This window comes from Chryseobacterium tongliaonense (genome assembly GCF_041224435.1).
Classification (GTDB): Bacteria; Bacteroidota; Bacteroidia; order Flavobacteriales; family Weeksellaceae; genus Chryseobacterium; species Chryseobacterium tongliaoense.
In genome coordinates, this window is sequence record NZ_JBGFFD010000011.1 from 22,747 (window position 1) to 41,408 (window position 18,662).

The following is an 18,662-nucleotide window of genomic DNA, read 5'->3' on the forward strand; positions in this document are numbered from 1 at the left end:
GAAAATTCTGTATTGCTACAGGATTGATAAAATTTATTTTTTAGACCGTCCGTTTCAGGGCTTAGGAATCAGGTTTAAACGATGCTGATTTTTAATATCTGTTTATAACCAAAACTTAAATCGTGACTTCTGAATCTTCTTTTTCATAAGATGTCTGATGTACTTTTACGGCTCTTCCGCTCGGATCGTTCATCTTTTTAAATGCTTCATCCCATTCCAGGGCAATAGGAGTGGAACAGGCCACAGATGGTACAGAAGGTACGGTTGCTGCTGCAGTTTCGCTTGGGAAATGCTCCTCAAAAATAGTTCTGTATCTGTATTCCTCTTTATTTTGTGGAGTGTTCAGCGGAAATCTGAATTTTGCATTCACCATCATTTCATCGGTTACTTCTTTTTCTGCAACGTCTTTTAAAGTGTCAATCCATGAATATCCGACTCCATCGGAGAACTGTTCTTTTTGTCTCCATACGATAGATTCGGGAAGAAGGTCTTCAAAAGCTTTTCTCAGTACCCATTTCTCGATTCTGCCTTCCGGAACGCTGATCATTTTATCCTGCGGGTTGACAGTCATTGCAATATCCATAAACTCTTTATCCAGAAAAGGAACACGGCCTTCAATTCCCCAGCTCATTAATGCCTTGTTGGCTCTTAAGCAGTCGTAAAGATGAAGTTTTCCAAGTTTTCTTACCGTTTCATCATGGAACTCCTTAGCGTTTGGAGCCTTATGAAAATATAAATAACCACCAAAAAGCTCGTCAGAACCTTCACCGGAAAGCACCATTTTTATTCCCATAGATTTAATGACTCTTGCCAAAAGATACATCGGGGTAGAAGCTCTTATGGTAGTAACATCATAGGTTTCAAGATGATAAATCACATCACGGATGGCATCCAAACCTTCCTGGACAGTAAAATTAACTTCGTGATGAACCGATCCGATATGATCGGCAGCTTTTCTTGCAGCTTCCAGATCCGGAGATCCCACAAGGCCAACAGCAAAACTATGCAGCCTCGGATACCAGGCTTCCTGCGTATCACCACTTTCTATTCTCTGTCTTGCAAACTTTGCGGTCATAGCGGAAATCACTGAAGAATCTAACCCTCCCGAAAGCAATACACCATAGGGAACATCACTCATCAATTGTCTGTGAACAGCATCTTCAAGCCCTTTTCTAAGCTTTGAAATATCGGTTTCGTTATCCTTTACATGATCAAAACTTTCCCAGTCTCTTGTGTACCATTGCTGAAGCTCGCTTCCGTCTTTACTGTAAAGAAGGTGTCCCGGTAAAAATGTTTCTATAGTTTTACAGATTCCTTCCAGTGCTTTTAATTCAGAAGCTACATAATAGTTTCCGTTCCTGTCCCAGCCTTGGTAAAGAGGACAGATTCCCATATGATCACGGGCAATTAAATAAATATCGTTTTCTGTATCATAAAGGGCAAAGGCGAAAATACCATTCAGTTTTTCAATGAAATTCTTTCCGTATTTTCTATATAATGCTAAAATAACTTCACAGTCAGACTCTGTAAGAAATTCATAGTCCGGAAATTCTTCCTTAAGTTCTCTGTGATTGTATATTTCTCCGTTTACGGCAAGAACTACCAGACCGTCTTTGGTAAATAAAGGCTGTTTTCCTGAAGTAGGATCTACAATGGCCAGTCTTTCATGGGAAAAAACCACTTTTTCATTCTGAAAGACACCGCTCCAATCCGGGCCGCGATGACGGATTTTTTTTGACATTTCTAAAACCTGAGGTCTTAATATTTCGGTTTTTTGTTTTGCATCAAACAAACATACGATTCCACACATTTTTTATTATTTATTTAAAACAAAAATATAATTGTGATTTAAAAATAACAATAAAAATTAATTGAAAGTTAAAAATTTTAATCAAATAGTTTGTTTTTAAGAAAAATATTAATTAATTCAATTGAAATGTATGATTCTGGTTAAATTTTTTCACTTCGAAAAAATAAGGTAACAGTACATACGAAATAAATATGACTTATTTCTTAATCTATGGTAATTAATTCCAGAAATTTTAGCGTTTACTTTGTGGCTCGAAATAATTTTTTTTCATCATTTGTGTTTTTACCTTCTTGTAATTCAGTTTGCAAGAAGGTTTTGTTTTTTATTCAGATCCTAACAAAACACCTGATACATTCCATGCGCTGAAGCTTGTGCCTTCCGGAGCACCTTGAGGAATTTTTATCTGAATTGTGTGTTTTCCGGCTTTTAAGTCACCAAGAGAAATGAAATTCGGATTGGTAACTGTTCCGGGACACCAGTTTGATCTGCTTAAATCAGATGAAGACAATCCGTCGGGAAAATTTCCTGAAGCAGGATTGTATAAACGGTAAGAGCCACAGTCAGACCTCCATGGTATAAAAGAAAAAGACAATTTTCCGTCAAGGAAGACAGAATTGGCCTTAGGTACGAATTCATCCCCGTTTTCCCAACCGCCGTGTCCGGTAGCAGTATATCTCAATTGTGCGTTTTTCAAATCCTTTTTCAATGTAAATTCTGCAAAAAGCCCTTTATCATTGTTAAACATTGTTGCATAATCCTGTCCCGCCATTTCCATAATGTTTAATGTATTGAACAAAGGAATCACGGTATTGTTCTTATAAACGGTCTGATCACTTTTATGGATGGTGATTTCCAGGCTTACTTTATGGCCGCCTTTATCATAGTTGCCAATAAATGTACCGATCCAAAGCTCTTTTTCAGATAGGGCAGGTTTTAATTCTGTGATATCCTGACGGTAAGGACTGATCGTCTGCCAGTCTTTTCCCTTGAGTTGGATGTGATTGAATTTTTGAATCCCGAAAGCGGTAAAAAAACGCATCATCTCAATAGCAGGATTATAATTGTCTGTAGAGATAACTCCGTAATATTGTTTCCCCTTTCCGTTTTCATAAACAGGGAGAGTTTTGATTCCCTTTTCCAATCCATCAAAGAAAGATTGTGCTTTATCCTGCGGAATCACAAATACGGTTCCGGTTCTGTCATAGGCATCACCATTGGATTGTTGCTTTAATTCAACAAAAATATTTTCGCCTTCACTGATTTTAGGAAACTTAATTTTTTTAAGTATAATTGTTCCGTTAGCGAATCTTTTTACGTTTTCATCAGATTTTGACTCATCGGAAAAATTGATGGTTTCATTTTCAAAAACCCTGAGGGTTGTAAATCTGCTTTTCCACAACAGATCCCTGTAGCCTAAAAGATCGGTAGTATTGACTGAACCTTTTATGATATTTTCAATGTCGGTCTTCTTTACTTTTTTAATGGAGCTTGCCGTTGTAGCAGAATTTTTATTTCGTTCAATTTCAAGTACCAATCCCAGGTTTTGTCCCAGGCTGGAAGGCCCGCCTTTAATTTTTAAATCATTGGTATACCAAACCTCGATGGTGTTGGAATTGATTTTAGTCACTGCTTTTTTACAGTTGTAGCCTAATATTTTTTTTGTTTCACCGGTCAATTCGAAATTCTGTTTTCCAACAGATTCTGCATCAGAGGTAGAGATGATCTCTCCGGGTTTTAAAAATCCATAGGAAACAATAGTGTTTGATGGCTTTTCTATTTTAGTGATCTCAAACGGGTAATCATTTTTTTGCTCCCTGATTTTATTATTAAGAATAAAATTTTCCTTTTCATTTACCCAGACAAGGGTAGGAGACTGGTCTGTAAGTGTTTTTCCGTTGGAAGAACTGGTATATTGGATTTCATATATCTGAGCGTATCCCAGATAAGACAAGAAGATAAGAAAAATGAATAAAATTCTTTTGTACATAATAATGACGTTTCCGCAAAGATAATTTTTAGCAAATTACCAGAGCAGGCTTTATCAGATTTTAATTCTGTGTGAATAAGTAGAAATCATTCATATATATGTTACATTTAATTGTTTATTTTAATATGTAAAGCATATTTAATTAATTTTATTCTTTACATATTGAATAAGACAATAAAAAAAACTACTCCAAATAGAGTAGTTTATATCTTTTATTTTGTAAAGCTGTTTAAGCAAGTCTTTCGATCAGGGCCATATAGAACCCGTCATAGCCTTGGCTTGGCATTACTTTTTCGTCTTTTATCATTTTGAAATCAGGATTGTTTTTAAGGAATTCTTCAACCTGTTCAATGTTTTCAGAAGGTAGGATGGAACAGGTAGCGTAAACCATTTTCCCTCCTTTCTTAAGCATTTTAGAATAATCCTGAAGAATCTGCTGTTGCTCTTTTTTGATCCTGTCGATAAAATCCTGGTCGATTTTCCATTTGCTGTCCGGATTTCTTTTTAAAACTCCTAATCCTGAGCAAGGAGCGTCAATTAAAAGTCTGTCAGCTTTTTCATGAAGGCGTTTGATCACTTTATTATCAGAAATCATGCGGGTTTCAATATTGTGGGCTCCGGCTCTTTTGGCACGGCGCTTCAATTCTGCTAATTTCCATTCGAAAATATCCAGAGCAATAATTTGTCCTTTATTACCCATCAAAGCGGCTAAGTGAAGTGTTTTTCCACCGGCACCGGCACAGGCATCCACCACTCTCTGACCTTCTTTTACATCAAGGAAATAACCGATTTTTTGTGAAGATGCGTCCTGTACTTCAAATAAGCCTTCTTTGAATGCAGTGGTAAGGAAGACGTTTTTCTTTTCTTCCAGCTGTACGGCATCAGGATAATTTTTTACAGGATAAGAAACTACATTTTCATCAGACAGGTCTGAAATAAGTTCTTTAGTCGTTGTTTTTAAAGAGTTGGCTCTTAAAACGGTCGGAGCCTGCTCATTTAAAGCGTTCATCTCTTTTTCCCAGCCTGCACCTAATTCTTTTTCCAGAGTTTCAGCCAGCCATTCAGGAATAGAAAATTCTATAGCTTTGGTAGGAACTTTATTTTTTTTAAGTTTTGTGATGATATCAGCGATTTTTATTCCTTCGAATTCTTCAAATCTTTTATAATTTGTTTCACTCCAAAGTAAATAAGCGATAATCAGCTTGTAAATATTATTAGGTTTTACGCCTTCACCCATATAATATTCCAAACGTTTTTTCCAGCGGATGATGTTGTAGAAAATTTCAGAAACAACGGCTCTGTCCTGGCTTCCCCATTTTCTGTTAGCTTTTAAAAGTCTTTCGATTACTTTATCGGCGTATTTATTTTTCTCGAAAAATGTCTCTTGTAAAGCATCGTGAATTCCGATCGCTAAGTTTCTGTGAATAAGTTCCATAATTTGCTTCTACTATTTCAATCTGCAAAAATACGAATTATAGTTGAGAGTTGGTAGCTGAGAATTGAGGGCTGAGAGGTTTGGTTTTATACTTTTAAATCTTTCAATCCTTTAATCTTTTAATTTTAAAATTTACCTTTGCAAAAAATTAAAAATATGAGTGATACTGTACTTTGTCCGAAATGTAGCTCTGAATTTACCTATCCGAGCGATAATATGATGGTATGTTCCCAGTGTTTCTATGAATGGAATCCTGAAGAAGTGTCTGCAGAAACCGGAAATACAGGAGCGATCCTTGATTCCAATGGAAATGAATTGCATGATGGGGATTCTGTGGTGGTGGTTAAAGATCTTCCTGTAAAAGGAGCACCAAAACCGGTAAAAGCAGGAACAAAAGTTAAAAATATCCGTTTGAGACCCGACAGCGATCATAATATTGACTGTAAAATAGACGGATTTGGGGCAATGGCTCTGAAATCTGAGTTTGTAAAGAAGGCATAAGTGCTTTCAGGGATAAGTTTTAAGCTAAAGCATTACAGGTTTAATATTTTAGTTTAAAACTTATTACCCATAAAAAAAGGAAAGAATTGGACAGTGTAATCTTTCAAAGACTTGATTGCAGTAGAATGCTAATGTCCGTCTAGAGGCAGAAAGAGAATTAACCAAAAATTTCCTTATGCTGTGGAAAGACAAATGTAAGAAAAAGATTTATAAAAATCAGTTTTCGGGTTTATAATTTTATCCACAAATTGACATTAAGTATGAGTAAATGTGTTAATTAGCTCACGATAATGTATTGTAGAACTGCAAAAAGCAAAAGAGCGGAAAGGCTTATTTTGCATAGAACAAATTGGTGGTTTTACAGTTTTTATTAATCTTACTCAAAAGATATTTTAACAGGATTTTCCAGTTTTTTGTGGGTATAAATAATGAGATCTTTCTCTCCGGCTCTTACTTTATTCCAGTAGTGATTTCCTGCAAACCTGCTTTCTATAAGTTCAGCATCAATACCCGTTTCAGAAATTCTGATTTCTTCCGGATAATAGGAAAACTTGGGTATCTGAAGAGCTGACATCTCAGCTTCACTGAAAATATTTACTTCACCGAAAAGCTTGGCCACATAAGGATTATAGGGCTGTCTATAGGTTTCTTCCGGGCTATTATTCTGAATTAATCTTCCGTCCTGAAGAATAATGATCTGATCCAGCCACGGCATCACATCCTGTAGCTCATGCGTGGAAATAATCAGAGATATATTGTGCTGGCTGACGTATCTGAATAATTTTTCGCGAAGTTCTATTTTTCGAGGAAAATCCAGGTTGCTGAAAGGCTCATCTAAAATAAGCAGCTTCGGTAATACGGAAAGCGCTCTTGCAATGGCTACCCTCTGCTGTTGGCCACCGCTTAGATTTTTAGGAAAAACGTTGGCATATTCTGCCAATCCTACCACTTCCAGGAGTTCCGTTACGGTTTCTTTTTTCTTTGCTAAATTGATGTTTGACAAAAATTTTCCAACATTATCAGCTACAGTAGAATAGGGCATCAGATCAAAATTCTGGGCAACAAATTTCATTTCAGATTCTCCGGGAACCAGATTTCCTTTCGGACCCAGCAACCGTTTTCCATCAAAAATAATGTCTCCGCTTTCCCAGTCTAAAAGCCCGTAAATTAAATTCAGTAATGTAGACTTTCCACAGCCGCTTTCTCCTGCCAATGCAATGATTTTACCTTCTTCAAATCTGAGATTGAGATTCTGAAACAGCGGGTTGTCTTTTGTATGTGAAAAATATAAATTGTTTATTTCTAATAGCATACTACAAATGTAACATTTTTAGGAAAAAATATTTTTTTTTATTATATTAGCAGTTATAATAAAAATATGCCAAAAATGAGAAAAAAACTGTTTTCACTAGTTATTCCTGCACTTTTTGCGACAGTTGTAGTTGTTTCTTGTAAAAAAGATAAACCACTTACCAGCGAAAGCAATGAGGTTTCAACAACTAAGGACGGTAGCCAGTACACCCTGGATACTTTAAACAGTAAAGTGGAATGGAAAGGATATAAGGTATTCAAATCTGAGAGCACAAGCCACTTCGGAACAATTAAGTTTGAAAGTGGTGATGTTACGGTAAAAGACGGAAAGCTTGAAAGCGGGAAATTTGTTGCTGATATGAATTCTTTAACATCAGTTGATTTAAAGGATGATGCTGATCAGCTGGGAAAACTGAACGGTCATTTGAAAAGTGGAGATTTCTTCGAGGTTGAAAAATTTCCGACCGCTTCTTACGAAATCACAAAAGTTACTCCTGCTGCAGAAGGTGATTATAACACATTGCTGGATGGTAATTTAACGATTAAAGGAATTACCAAACCGGTTCAGTTTAAAGCCAATGTTTCTGTGAAAGACGGAGAAGTAAGTGTCGCTACCGAGCCGAAAGATATTATGAGAGAAGAGTTTGGAGTGAAGTTCCAGGCTCCTGCTGAAAACGGGGTCATTAAAGATGAGGTAACTCTTCAGATCAACGTTAAAGCTTTAGAAAAAAAATAATTTTTTTATTTAAGTGAAATAAGTGATTGAAGTCTGCCTCCGGAAAAGGGGCAGATTTTTTATGACAAATAAAGAAAGTTATTCAATTGAAAAACCGTATTTTTGCAAAACATTTTGAAAGGGTAAAACAATGATAGAAAAGATCGAAGAACTACTGGTTGAGGTAAATAGCTTCAATACTACATCTAAAGAGGAAATAGAAAATTTCCGAATCAAGTATAATGGTAAGAAGGGAGTTTTAAATGATTTCTATGAAACATTAAAAGCTGTTCCGAACGACCAGAAGAAAGAATTCGGGTTGAAGATCAACTCTTTAAAACAGGCTGTTACGGTAAAACTGGAAGATTTGAAAAATGCTTCCGAATCTTCTGTTATCTTAGAGAAAGAAGACCTTACGAAACCTGCTTTTCCCTTAGATTTAGGTTCAAGACATCCGATCAACCTGGTTAAAAACAGAATTATAGAAATTTTTAAATCGATAGGATTTGCAGTAGCAGACGGTCCGGAAATTGAAGACGACTGGCACAACTTTACAGCGCTTAACCTTCCTGAATACCATCCGGCAAGAGATATGCAGGATACTTTCTTTATCGAACAAAATCCGGATATCCTTTTAAGAACCCATACTTCTTCCGTACAGATCCGTTATATGGAAGAAAACCAACCGCCGATAAGAATTTTATCCCCAGGACGAGTTTTCAGAAATGAAGCTGTTTCTTCACGTTCACACTGTATTTTCCATCAGATTGAAGGATTGTATATTGATGAAAATGTCAGCTTTGCGGATTTAAAGCAAACGATCCAGTTCTTTACAACAGAGCTTTTCGGGAAGTCTAAAATCAGAATGAGACCTTCTTATTTCCCTTTCACCGAGCCAAGCGCGGAGATTGATGTTTATTGGGGATTAAACTCCGAGACCGACTATAGAATTACGAAAGGAACGGGCTGGCTAGAAATCATGGGTTGTGGAATGGTAGATCCTGCTGTTTTGAAGAATGTAAATATTGATGCGGAGAAATATTCGGGATATGCTTTCGGAATGGGTATTGAAAGAATTGTAATGCTTCTTTATCAGATGAGCGATATCAGAATGTTCTTTGAAAACGATATCAGAACTTTAGAACAGTTTAAAACTTTATAATATTAAACTTTATCATAAGCAGAAACCTCCGGAATTCCGGAGGTTTCCTGTTTTTAATTACTGACCATAGAAACAAAACGTAATTAAAAACTGATTCTGTAATTCAACAATGAGAATCTTAACTCACTTTCATGCTTTGAGAATTAACCATTAAATCTGAATTAGCTGTTAAGTTCATTAAGACGGGACTTTATTCATGTATATTAATTTTTATGTTCTTTTTTCTTTGTCCAGCTTTTTATACGGTTATAGTCTAAGAAATAAGTAAGCTTTAAAGAGAAATTGTTGACCATAGGCTCATTGAAAAGCACGTCATAATTATTTTTAACATTCAATCTTGAAGTTTCGAGATAATTTGATGTGGCATTCCTGTATAATAAAGTCAGCTGGCTTCCGGGAGCGAACCACCAGGAAAACCTTAAATCTACATTCCAGGCGTTGTAAGTACCGTTTAAGTTCTTATTAAAATTATTGGTATCCGTGAGGCTTCCATCCTGGTTAAGCGTATAAAACTGTTTATAGGTAACATCGGAAAAATAATGACGGAAAGTTAATGTTAAAGAAATTTTTTCATTAAAAGTATACTTGGATGTCAATGCATTTTCATAAGTGTTTCTCTGTCTCCTTCCGATGAAAATATTTGTGTCGTCCTTTCCTGCAAAACCGGTTTCATTGTTGCTGAAATCAGGATTAAAATTCCAGCTTACATTGAATTTATCCGAGAAACGGTAACGGATACCGAATTCTGTTAAAACCTGGTTTCTTCCCGTTTCATTAAAAGCATAATAATCTATTGTAAAATTATACTGAAGCTTCTTTCTGCTGTCACTTTCAAACCAGATCCAGGTATCAAAATAAGCAGGTATTTTCAGATGTCTTCCAAAAGTCCGGGGTTCATAAATATCATTCTGTCCAAACGGGGTAGACTCAATTCCGCCACCGTAGGTCCTGAAGCTTTTATCTGTAAAACTGTTGTTGTTATTCAATATAAGATTTGAATATAAGAACGGCTCGAGCCTGTGAAAATAATTTACATTGAAATTCAGATAAATATTATTATACTTCTCAGTAGGCTGTAAGATCCTATAGCCATACCATGCATTATAATTGGCAAAATTTGTTTTGGTGGAAAATCCGAGATCGTTGATATCCCAGTCTTTGGTCGTTACATTTCCGTTCAATGAAAAGCGGTTTTTTCCGGCAATTTTCTCAATACCTGCTTCTCCGCGGGTCCCGAATTTTGTCTCACCATCTCTTACCCAGCTTCCTTTCAGGCTTCCATAGGTTTTATAAATGTTTTTCTTATTGGTCAGGTCCCAGAGTAATCCTGTAGAATTGGCATCCCGGAAATCACCATCTCTCATCACATTGGTATTGACTAATGAGACAGAGGAGTTTCCGTTGAATCGCTGATCAAAAACCAATACATTATAATTGGTCCAGGGTTCTACCACTTCCTTTCTTACTTCACCAGTCTCATGATTCAGAATGGTTGCTTCCATCTTTTGGGTAATTCCATTGAAGAAACCGATTCCAAGTCCTTTTTTTGTTCTTCCCGAAATTTTAAAAGCATTGAACAGCTTTACTTTTGCAGGATATTCCACAACTTCTTCGTTTTCCGAAACTGTTGGGTACCTTGAAGGCTCTCCACCCACTCTCCGGGAGTAAAACATTCCGCCTTTGCTGAAAAGTTCAGTTCCCTCTGTGAAAAAGGTTCTTTGCTCTGAAAACTGTTGCTCAAAAGGAGATAGATTTAAAATGGAATTATCAAAATTGGCCTGCCCGAAATCGGGTATTAGGGTCATATCAAATGTAAATGCGTCGTTAATTCCATATTTTACATCCATTCCGCCGTTGAAGCTTGAAGTGGTTTTCCCGTCAAAGCTGTTGATATAAGTTGAGATATAAGGGGTAAATGACAATCGGGTAGGGGGATTGATGTTTTCCATACCCTGTAAAACACCGTCAAAAAGTGTGTATGAATTCTTTTGATTATCTACAAAATTCCAGTCGTATGAAGCCTTTATCCTTTGAATTCTTCTGAACATATTCATCCCCCATTCCTGAATGCTGCTTTTGGGAAACCTCAGTTCTGAATAAGGAATTTTCATTTCAACAGCCCAGCCTTTATCATTTATTTTTGCTGCGCTGTACCAAATGCTGTTCCAGGTATCGTCTTCGCCGTCAGTTGTTAATTTGGCATCAAACTGCACACCGGCAGCAGTTACCACAAATTCGAGGCTTTGTTGTTTATCATTATAACCGTTCAGGGCCACACCGAAAAAATCATCATTATTAATTCCGTCTCTTTCTGTAAGTTCTTTTGCAATTTTATTCGGAGTGGGGTCATACATCTGGGCTCCGAAATAAACCCCGGTATCATCATATAAAATCCTGACTTCAGTTTTTATAGAGTCTGCCTGAGGTTTTCCATTATTAGGATTTCTTTCAATAAAATTGGTTGCTACCGGAACATTCTGCCATTCTGCATCATCCAGGATACCGTCAATTTTTGGAGATGTCGCGGTTTTTGTAATGAGTATTTTTTTTCTTACAATATGATCGTCTTCCTTTTTCTGGGAATATATCAGGCAGGAAAAGAATGATAATGCAATGAAAAATTTGACCTTCATGTTCTTAGTGTTATACATTCATGACAATCCAAATATAAAGTTTATTACATGCAGCTGTGTGAAAAATGAAAATATTTCCTGTTCTTATATTGAAAAGCGTAGTAATTAGCCTGTTGGTTGATTATTAGCTTGGTTTTTTATGAGAATGTTGCTTTTTTAATAAGTTTCGGCGGCCCCTCTGGGGCCGCCGAAACTTTAATATATTAATTAATTTATCTCTTTATTTAGTGAATTTTAAAGGGTATTTTACATTTTTATAGCCATCAATGCTTGCTTTCAAAGAGCCTACTGCCAGTTCAGCCTTTAACAGCATCGGAACGTGATTGGCGTCATTGCTTACCCACATGGTTACCCCTTCTTTTTCTTTAAAAACCCTGCCGCTTTTTACAGACGGAATGATCTTTAAACAATTCACCTTCCCGAATTTGGTCTTTAAATCTTCTGTGCCTACTACTTTCAGCTGAAACGGAAACATTTCATCATCAATCCAGACGTTCATATTGATTACTGTTCCTACTTTCAGTTCACCGGGAGATTTACTTCTCAAATAATAAAAACAGGAAAGCATATCCTGTACACCTTTTACGGATTTTATTACTTTAGCGCCGTTTGCCGGTGTTTTTTTATCCGTTAGAATTAAGGTATTATTATCGTGATTGAAAACCGTTTCAAAATGTTGCCTGTAGCTTCCTTCCTTTACATTTCTTACATAAAAGCTGGGCAGCCCTGTTTCTATATTGATAAAACTTTCATATAAATCATCTACCTTAAAAAAAGCTTTTACGGCACCGGAGGTCTGGCCTGTACCTTTCACATACAGGTGCGGGGCACCTTTATAAGTTGTTTTTTGTGTGGTGAGGGTTGCGTTTCCTGCAGTCAGTATTCCGTAATGTATTCTGAATGTAATAGATTCGCCATCTGCAATATTATCTACCTGGCCAAAACCTAAAAAGAATATGAATAATGCAATGATATTTAAAAATTTTTTCATGGTATGGGTTTTACAAAAACGTTGCCAAATTTAAAATGTTATAGTTTTTACTGATATTTGATAAATCTCAGGTTTTTATTTAGAATCAATTAAAAAGCTTCAGGCTAAAATTAGTAAATTTGCAGATACATGTATAATTAAATTTTGTTATGATTACTACTGATATATTGATTATAGGAGCAGGACCAACAGGACTTTTTGCAGTTTTTGAAGCCGGTCTGCTAAAAATGAAATGTCATATTATAGACGCACTTCCTCAGCCAGGCGGGCAATTGGCGGAGCTTTATCCTAAAAAACCTATTTTCGATATTCCGGGTTATCCTTCCGTTAATGCCGGAGAACTTGTTGATAACTTAATGGAGCAGATCAAACAATTCCAGCCGGGGTTCACTTTGGGTGAAACGGCGGTTTCTTATACGAAAGTGGATGACGAATGGTTTGAGGTAATTACTAACAAAGGAACTGTACACAGAGCAAAAGCGATTGCCATTGCCGGTGGCTTGGGAACTTTTGAACCCAGAAAGCCTACCATGGATAATATCGCTGACTATGAAGAAAAAGGTCTTGAATATTTCGTGAAAGAGCCAGAACATTTCAGAAATAAAAAAGTGGTAATTGCCGGAGGTGGAGATTCTGCCCTTGACTGGAGCGTTTTCTTATCCAATGTAGCCAGTGAGGTAACTTTAATTCACAGAAGAAATGAATTCCGTGGTGCTCTGGATTCCGTAGAAAAAGTTCAGGATTTAAAAAATCAGGGGAAAATTAAATTAATTACTCCTGCCGAAGTTACAGCGATCAAAGGTGATGGAAAAGTAGAAGCGATCACTGTAGAAGTTGAAGGCCAGGAATCTTATGATATTGAAACGGATTACTTTATCCCGTTATTCGGATTAACTCCGAAATTAGGGGAAATTGGTAACTGGGGCCTGAATATCGAAAAAAATGCGATTGTTGTAAATAATGCATTGGATTATCAGACCAACATCGAAGGTATTTATGCTATCGGTGATATCAATACTTATCCCGGAAAACTTAAATTGATTTTATGTGGTTTCCACGAGGCTACTTTAATGTGCCAAAGTGTTTATAACCGATTAAATCCGGGTAAAAAATTCGTGTTAAAATATACAACCGTAAGTGGAGTTGACGGATTCGATGGAAGCCGTAAAGAAGCAGAGAAAGCAGTTGTGAAAAAAATTGACTAATTTTGCAAAATTATGTCAGATATCAATATAAAAATTACCGATAGAGAAGGGGTAACCCACGATATTGTCGCTCCTACGGATATGTCCATGAATTTAATGGAAATCATCCGTTCTTATGAATTGGCAGAAGAAGGAACGATAGGTGTTTGTGGTGGAATGGCAATGTGCGCTTCATGTCAGGTCTATGTGATCAATGATCCGGGGCTTGTTGAAATGGGCGATGAAGAAGATGCCATGCTGGCCGAAGCTTTCCATGTAAAAGATAACAGCAGACTGGGCTGCCAGTTACATATCATCCCTGAAATGGAAGGACTTGAAGTGGAGATTGCACCCTATCCTTAAAATGTATTTAAGCTTAAATGAATAAAAAACGACCGAAATACCGGTCGTTTTTGCTTTTATATTGTGCTATTATTTCTTTGATGGCTGGAAATTAGGATGGCCTACCTGCCATAAAGCAAAAGAAAACATGTCAGCATATTCCTGGAAGGCTACATCGATATCACCGGTAAAATGACCATTTTCATAATTGACGCTCAATAATACAGGTTTGTCGGAAGCAGTGCTTTTTTGTAGTATTGCCGCAAATTTAGCAGGCATCCAGGGTACGATCCTGGAATCATTAATTCCTGTACGTACTAATACTGCTGGATAATTAACCCCTTTTTTCACTTTACTCTGGGCATCCATTTCTAAAAGGTTTTTGGTATCTTCTTCATTTTTTAAAGTACCGATTTCAGGGATTTGATTGGGTCCGTTTGCCGTGAGTTCTACACGAAGAGTATTGGTCATACCTACTTCAACAATCGCTACTCCATAAAGATCCGGTCTCTCGGTAATTGCCCTGCCAATCAGTACGCCGCCCATACTTGCCCCGTTTCCGATAAGCTTTGACGAGGAGGTATATTTCTGATTGACCAGATATTCCGAACAGGCAATAAAGTCTTTCCATGTATTGGGTTTTGTAGATTTCATTCCGGCCTGATGCCAGCTTTCTCCTTTTTCACCACCACCTCTTACGTGAGCAACTGCAATCACTACCCCTTGCTCAAGCAAAGATGTCAGTACACTGGAAAAAAATGGTTTGTAGGATATTGCGTAGCCTCCGTATCCTGTGATATAGGCAGGGCTGCTGCCATCCATTTTCATATTTTTAGGATAAATGATGGAAAGCGGAACCAAAACGCCATCGTGGCTTTTTACTTCAACCTCTTTTATTTCATATAATTTTTTATAATCGGGATAGCTCCCGCTTACATCAAATTTTTTACTTTTCGTTGCAGTACCGGCAGCAGGATTGTACTCATAAATACTGTACGGAGTAAGCCAACCGAAATTATAACATAAAATATCATCACTTTCCCGTGCATTTAGAGAACCTGAAGAGTTGACTCCGTCGGGTAAAGGAATTTTTTTTATGACAGTCGGATCTGTAAGGCTGATCTGGTATTTATTCTGGGAAATGCCATCGCTTAATCCGTAAAATAAATAATTTTTTGAGCTGTGAATTCCGGTAATTACTTTGTCGCTTTCAGGTACGATTATTTTTGAATTATTAAAATCCGGATTGTTTAGATCTGTGACACCGAGTTTGTAATTAGGAGCATTTTTGTGTGTTAAGAAAAAAAGCTTATTACCTGTGATATAATAATCTGTTATTTCATCTGAAGCTTTCATGATAGGTTTCCAGCTGATTTTTTTATCTTTTATAGACGAAAGTGGGGCATAATAAACCGGGTTTTCCGATTGTGTTGAAGTAGCTCTTAAGATCACATATTGATAGTCATTCGTAAAAGAAATGGAACAGAATTGTTCCGGCAGAATGTTTAATTCCGGGTATTGTTCTCTGGAAGCCAATACAATATCTTTATCAGTGTCGGTACCGACCTGATGAAGCATTGCTTTCATATCTTTCAGCAAATCCGGGCTGTTCGGATCTCCTGTACTCATTTTTGTATAGATCAGGGAACTGCCGTCAGGTGTAAAATCAAATCCAAATTCACTCCAGATCGGGCCAACAACATCATCAAACATTTTTTTTGTGGAAAGGTCTAAAATCCTGAGCTCACAAATTTCAGCACCGGATTTAGAAAAAAGGATCGCCATTTTCTTACCTGTAGGATCAACTGTAAAACTGGTTATCTGTGTGTTTTTTCCTAAAGTTTCAGGGTCAAAAAGCAGGTCTTCCTTACCCGTAGATGCATCTCGTGAATAGAGTTTTGAGAGCTTGGCGCTTTTAATGGTCTTAGTATAAAAATAAGTATTACCGTTCCTTGTAATTCCCCCATATGAATCACCGCCCATCTGCTGCACTTCTTTCATCCTTTTAAAAAGAACGCTACGGCTGGGAATTTTATTAGTAACTTTATTGCTGAAATCTGCCTGAGCCTTAAACCATGACTGTACTTCCGGAGTTTGGTTGTCTTCCAGCCATCGGTAATTATCGGTAATCTTTGTTCCGAAATAGTCATCTACAACCGGGCGTTCAGCTGTTTCCGGATAGATGTACTGAGCCGAAAATAGCTGAGCAGACAAGGCACTTATTAATAAAAAAGGATATTTCATATTGATGGGATTTGTAATATCTGATTGGTAGATGAAAATTAATAATTGTTACATCATTCAGACTTCATCTTTCGAAATCCATTTTCCTACCGTAGGAGCTTCATAATTTCCCATTTTTTCAAGCAGATCATCAACCGTATCACTAATTAACAACATATCTCTGTTGGCTTGTTTTAAAAAACCTTTATCTACCATCGTCTGAACCAGTTTGATCAGATCATCATAAAATCCGTCGATATTCAGAACTCCGATCGGTTTTTTGTGAAGGCCGAGCTGTGCCCAGGTGATCATCTCGAAAAATTCTTCCAAAGTACCATAACCTCCCGGAAGAACGATTACACCGTCACAGAGTTCATTCATTTTGGTTTTTCTCTCGTGCATGGTCTCAACGAGAATTAATTCGGTCAGGTTTTTATGAGCAATTTCTTTGGATTGTAAAAAGTGGGGAAGAACTCCGGTTACTTTTCCACCTGCGTTCAGGGCTCCATCGGCAACTGCTTTCATCAAACCCGTATTGGAACCGCCATAAATCAGTTGAATATCTCGTTTTGCTAAAGTCTGTCCGAGTAAAGTCGCCTGTTCTGTGAAAATATCGTTCGATCCGAAACTGGAACCGCAGAATACTGTAATACTTTTCATGTTTAAATGTCTTTGAATCATTAAATTTTTTAAATTATTAAGACGGAGATCATCCTGAATTGCCTATTTTAAATTTAACGGTTTGATCAATTAAAAATATCCAAAATCATAAGACTCTGGATACTTAATATCGTTATTTTACTATTTTATTTTTGGGGAATATTCGCTAAAATTTCTTTCAGGAAACTCCAGAATTTCTGTGTAGAAGGGATGTTTGCTTTTTCATCCGGAGAGTGTGCTCCTCTGATTGTAGGGCCGAAGCTTACCATTTCCATTTCAGGATAATTGGCACCGATGATTCCACATTCCAAGCCTGCATGACAAGCTACTACATGAGGCTTATCCGTGAATTTTTCCACATAGATTTTTTCCATCAGCTGAACGATTTCAGAACCTGGTTTTGGTTTCCATCCAGGATAAGATCCACTGAATTCCACTTCCATTCCTGCCAATTCACAAACGGATTTCAACTGTTCTGCTACAGCAGCTTTTGTAGATTCTACCGAAGATCTGGAAAGGTTTAAAATTCTAAGATTACCTCCTTTTAATTCAACTCTCGCTACATTATTGGAAGATTCTACGAGATCCTTAACATCCGGGCTCATTCTGTAAACTCCATTGTGAAGAGATTTTAAAACTAAAATAACTTTTCTGGAATCATCCTCTGAAAGCGCTTTTTCAGAACTTGTAGAGTTTTCTATATTAATTTGAAGTCCGGGTTCAACCGTAGCAAACTCTTCTAAAATTTCTTTTTTAAGATGAGTGGTTACGTCTTCAATAAATTCCTGGGCATTTCTGACGGATACAATAGCAACAGCTTCTCTCGGAATTGCATTTCTCAATCCACCGCCATCAATAGAAACCAGTTGGATATTTTCTTTTGCAAGACCGGTATAAAGCAATCTGCCTAAAATAATGTTGGAATTTCCGAACCCTTTATGAATATCCATTCCTGAATGCCCACCCTGTAAACCTTTGATTTCTATCCTTACAATTTGCCCTTTGGCGGGTTCCAGTTCATAATTTTTTGTAACGGTAACGTCAATTCCTCCTGCGCAGCCGATATCAATTTCATCATCTTCTTCCGTGTCAAGATTCAGCAGGATATCTCCGGTAAGCTGACCCGGTTTTAAGCCTAAAGCTCCGGTCATTCCTGTTTCCTCATCAATTGTGAAAAGTGCTTCCAGTGCCGGGTGTGGAATATCTGAGCTTTCAAGAATCGACATGATCGTAGCGACTCCCAAACCGTTGTCTGCTCCTAAAGTAGTTCCTTTCGCTTTTACCCAGTCACCATCGATTTCCATTTTAATTCCTTCCGTATCAAAATCGAAATTGATATCACTGTTTTTCTGGCATACCATGTCCAAATGGGATTGCAGAACAACAGATTTACGGTTTTCCATCCCTGAAGTGGCAGGCTTCTTAATGATAACGTTTCCTACTTCATCCACACTGGTTTCCAAACCCAGGTTTTCACCGAATTCTTTGATGAAAGCAATTACTTTTTCTTCTTTTTTTGAAGGTCTCGGAACTGCATTCAGTTTGGAAAAATTTTTCCAGATAATCTGCGGTTCTATATTGGATAATTCCATAAAATTTTATTTTTATCAAAATTACGAAATAAAAAATGCTCCCGTAAGCTGGAAGCATTGTTTTTTTATTATTGAGAGCTGTTAAAATCGCAAAATTGCTGATTTGCAAAACTGCA

At 37.0% G+C, this 18,662-nt stretch carries 14 protein-coding genes; 5 read left to right on the plus strand and 9 right to left on the minus strand.

All coding sequences use genetic code 11. The annotated features are described in order from the left end of the window. Positions 1–115: 115 nt before the first annotated feature. The 3 genes from asnB to AB8P06_RS18420 form a co-directional block, all read right to left on the minus strand. Positions 116–1,810, minus strand: a complete 1,695-nt coding sequence (gene asnB / locus AB8P06_RS18410) for an asparagine synthase B (RefSeq protein ID WP_369843730.1) — start codon at positions 1,808–1,810, stop codon at positions 116–118. 322 nt (positions 1,811–2,132) lie between these two features. Beyond that, positions 2,133–3,797: a GLPGLI family protein gene (locus AB8P06_RS18415; protein ID WP_369843732.1), complete on the minus strand. Its 1,665-nt coding sequence runs from the start codon at positions 3,795–3,797 to the stop codon at positions 2,133–2,135. A gap of 229 nt (positions 3,798–4,026) precedes the next feature. After that, entirely contained in the window at positions 4,027–5,232 is a 1,206-nt protein-coding gene (locus tag AB8P06_RS18420; protein WP_369843734.1) for an RsmB/NOP family class I SAM-dependent RNA methyltransferase, read from the minus strand. A 156-nt stretch (positions 5,233–5,388) separates the two neighbouring features. Here AB8P06_RS18420 and AB8P06_RS18425 point away from each other — a divergent pair, with 156 nt between their 5' ends. Further along, positions 5,389–5,733 carry a zinc ribbon domain-containing protein YjdM gene (locus tag AB8P06_RS18425; RefSeq protein ID WP_369843736.1) on the plus strand — a complete coding sequence of 115 codons (345 nt, stop codon included), beginning with the start codon at positions 5,389–5,391 and terminating at the stop codon, positions 5,731–5,733. 376 nt (positions 5,734–6,109) lie between these two features. On the opposite strand, the gene AB8P06_RS18430 is transcribed toward AB8P06_RS18425, so the two are convergent. Further along, positions 6,110–7,045: a sulfate/molybdate ABC transporter ATP-binding protein gene (locus tag AB8P06_RS18430; RefSeq protein ID WP_369843738.1), complete on the minus strand. Its 936-nt coding sequence runs from the start codon at positions 7,043–7,045 to the stop codon at positions 6,110–6,112. A gap of 75 nt (positions 7,046–7,120) precedes the next feature. On the opposite strand from AB8P06_RS18430, the gene AB8P06_RS18435 reads away from it, so the two are divergent. Together AB8P06_RS18435 and pheS are read left to right on the plus strand one after the other, a co-directional pair. After that, complete coding sequence (locus AB8P06_RS18435) at positions 7,121–7,780, plus strand: YceI family protein (protein WP_369843739.1); 660 nt, start codon at positions 7,121–7,123, stop codon at positions 7,778–7,780. Between the two features lie 130 nt (positions 7,781–7,910). Beyond that, on the plus strand, positions 7,911–8,921 hold the full coding sequence (gene pheS, locus AB8P06_RS18440; protein WP_369843741.1) for a phenylalanine--tRNA ligase subunit alpha: 1,011 nt from the start codon (positions 7,911–7,913) through the stop codon (positions 8,919–8,921). A gap of 203 nt (positions 8,922–9,124) precedes the next feature. Here pheS and AB8P06_RS18445 read toward each other — a convergent pair whose 3' ends face one another. Then, positions 9,125–11,554 carry a DUF5916 domain-containing protein gene (locus tag AB8P06_RS18445; protein WP_369843743.1) on the minus strand — a complete coding sequence of 810 codons (2,430 nt, stop codon included), beginning with the start codon at positions 11,552–11,554 and terminating at the stop codon, positions 9,125–9,127. A 220-nt stretch (positions 11,555–11,774) separates the two neighbouring features. Then, a complete protein-coding gene (locus AB8P06_RS18450) occupies positions 11,775–12,545 on the minus strand; it encodes a DUF3108 domain-containing protein (RefSeq protein WP_369843745.1) in 771 nt (256 codons plus the stop codon). Between the two features lie 149 nt (positions 12,546–12,694). Between AB8P06_RS18450 and AB8P06_RS18455 the strand changes: the two genes are divergently transcribed. Next, entirely contained in the window at positions 12,695–13,750 is a 1,056-nt protein-coding gene (locus AB8P06_RS18455) for an NAD(P)/FAD-dependent oxidoreductase (RefSeq protein WP_369843747.1), read from the plus strand. Positions 13,751–13,762: 12 nt separating this feature from the next. Continuing rightward, on the plus strand, positions 13,763–14,092 hold the full coding sequence (locus AB8P06_RS18460; protein WP_369843749.1) for a 2Fe-2S iron-sulfur cluster-binding family protein: 330 nt from the start codon (positions 13,763–13,765) through the stop codon (positions 14,090–14,092). Positions 14,093–14,161: 69 nt separating this feature from the next. Here AB8P06_RS18460 and AB8P06_RS18465 read toward each other — a convergent pair whose 3' ends face one another. From AB8P06_RS18465 to AB8P06_RS18475, 3 genes are all read right to left on the minus strand, one after another. After that, on the minus strand, positions 14,162–16,315 hold the full coding sequence (locus AB8P06_RS18465; RefSeq protein ID WP_369843751.1) for a prolyl oligopeptidase family serine peptidase: 2,154 nt from the start codon (positions 16,313–16,315) through the stop codon (positions 14,162–14,164). A gap of 57 nt (positions 16,316–16,372) precedes the next feature. Then, positions 16,373–16,954 (minus strand): LOG family protein, encoded by a 582-nt coding sequence (locus AB8P06_RS18470; protein WP_369843753.1) that lies wholly within the window; start codon positions 16,952–16,954, stop codon positions 16,373–16,375. Positions 16,955–17,100: 146 nt separating this feature from the next. Beyond that, entirely contained in the window at positions 17,101–18,546 is a 1,446-nt protein-coding gene (locus AB8P06_RS18475; protein ID WP_369843758.1) for an aminoacyl-histidine dipeptidase, read from the minus strand. Between the last annotated feature and the right edge of the window lie 116 nt (positions 18,547–18,662).

Coding starts and splice junctions, on each gene's coding strand:
- asnB (WP_369843730.1), bottom strand. CDS start 1,810: ATGTGTGGAATCGTATGTTTGTTTGATGCAAAACAAAAAACCGAAATA.
- AB8P06_RS18415 (WP_369843732.1), bottom strand. CDS start 3,797: ATGTACAAAAGAATTTTATTCATTTTTCTTATCTTCTTGTCTTATCTG.
- AB8P06_RS18420 (WP_369843734.1), bottom strand. CDS start 5,232: ATGGAACTTATTCACAGAAACTTAGCGATCGGAATTCACGATGCTTTA.
- AB8P06_RS18425 (WP_369843736.1), top strand. CDS start 5,389: ATGAGTGATACTGTACTTTGTCCGAAATGTAGCTCTGAATTTACCTAT.
- AB8P06_RS18430 (WP_369843738.1), bottom strand. CDS start 7,045: ATGCTATTAGAAATAAACAATTTATATTTTTCACATACAAAAGACAAC.
- AB8P06_RS18435 (WP_369843739.1), top strand. CDS start 7,121: ATGAGAAAAAAACTGTTTTCACTAGTTATTCCTGCACTTTTTGCGACA.
- pheS (WP_369843741.1), top strand. CDS start 7,911: ATGATAGAAAAGATCGAAGAACTACTGGTTGAGGTAAATAGCTTCAAT.
- AB8P06_RS18445 (WP_369843743.1), bottom strand. CDS start 11,554: ATGAAGGTCAAATTTTTCATTGCATTATCATTCTTTTCCTGCCTGATA.
- AB8P06_RS18450 (WP_369843745.1), bottom strand. CDS start 12,545: ATGAAAAAATTTTTAAATATCATTGCATTATTCATATTCTTTTTAGGT.
- AB8P06_RS18455 (WP_369843747.1), top strand. CDS start 12,695: ATGATTACTACTGATATATTGATTATAGGAGCAGGACCAACAGGACTT.
- AB8P06_RS18460 (WP_369843749.1), top strand. CDS start 13,763: ATGTCAGATATCAATATAAAAATTACCGATAGAGAAGGGGTAACCCAC.
- AB8P06_RS18465 (WP_369843751.1), bottom strand. CDS start 16,315: ATGAAATATCCTTTTTTATTAATAAGTGCCTTGTCTGCTCAGCTATTT.
- AB8P06_RS18470 (WP_369843753.1), bottom strand. CDS start 16,954: ATGAAAAGTATTACAGTATTCTGCGGTTCCAGTTTCGGATCGAACGAT.
- AB8P06_RS18475 (WP_369843758.1), bottom strand. CDS start 18,546: ATGGAATTATCCAATATAGAACCGCAGATTATCTGGAAAAATTTTTCC.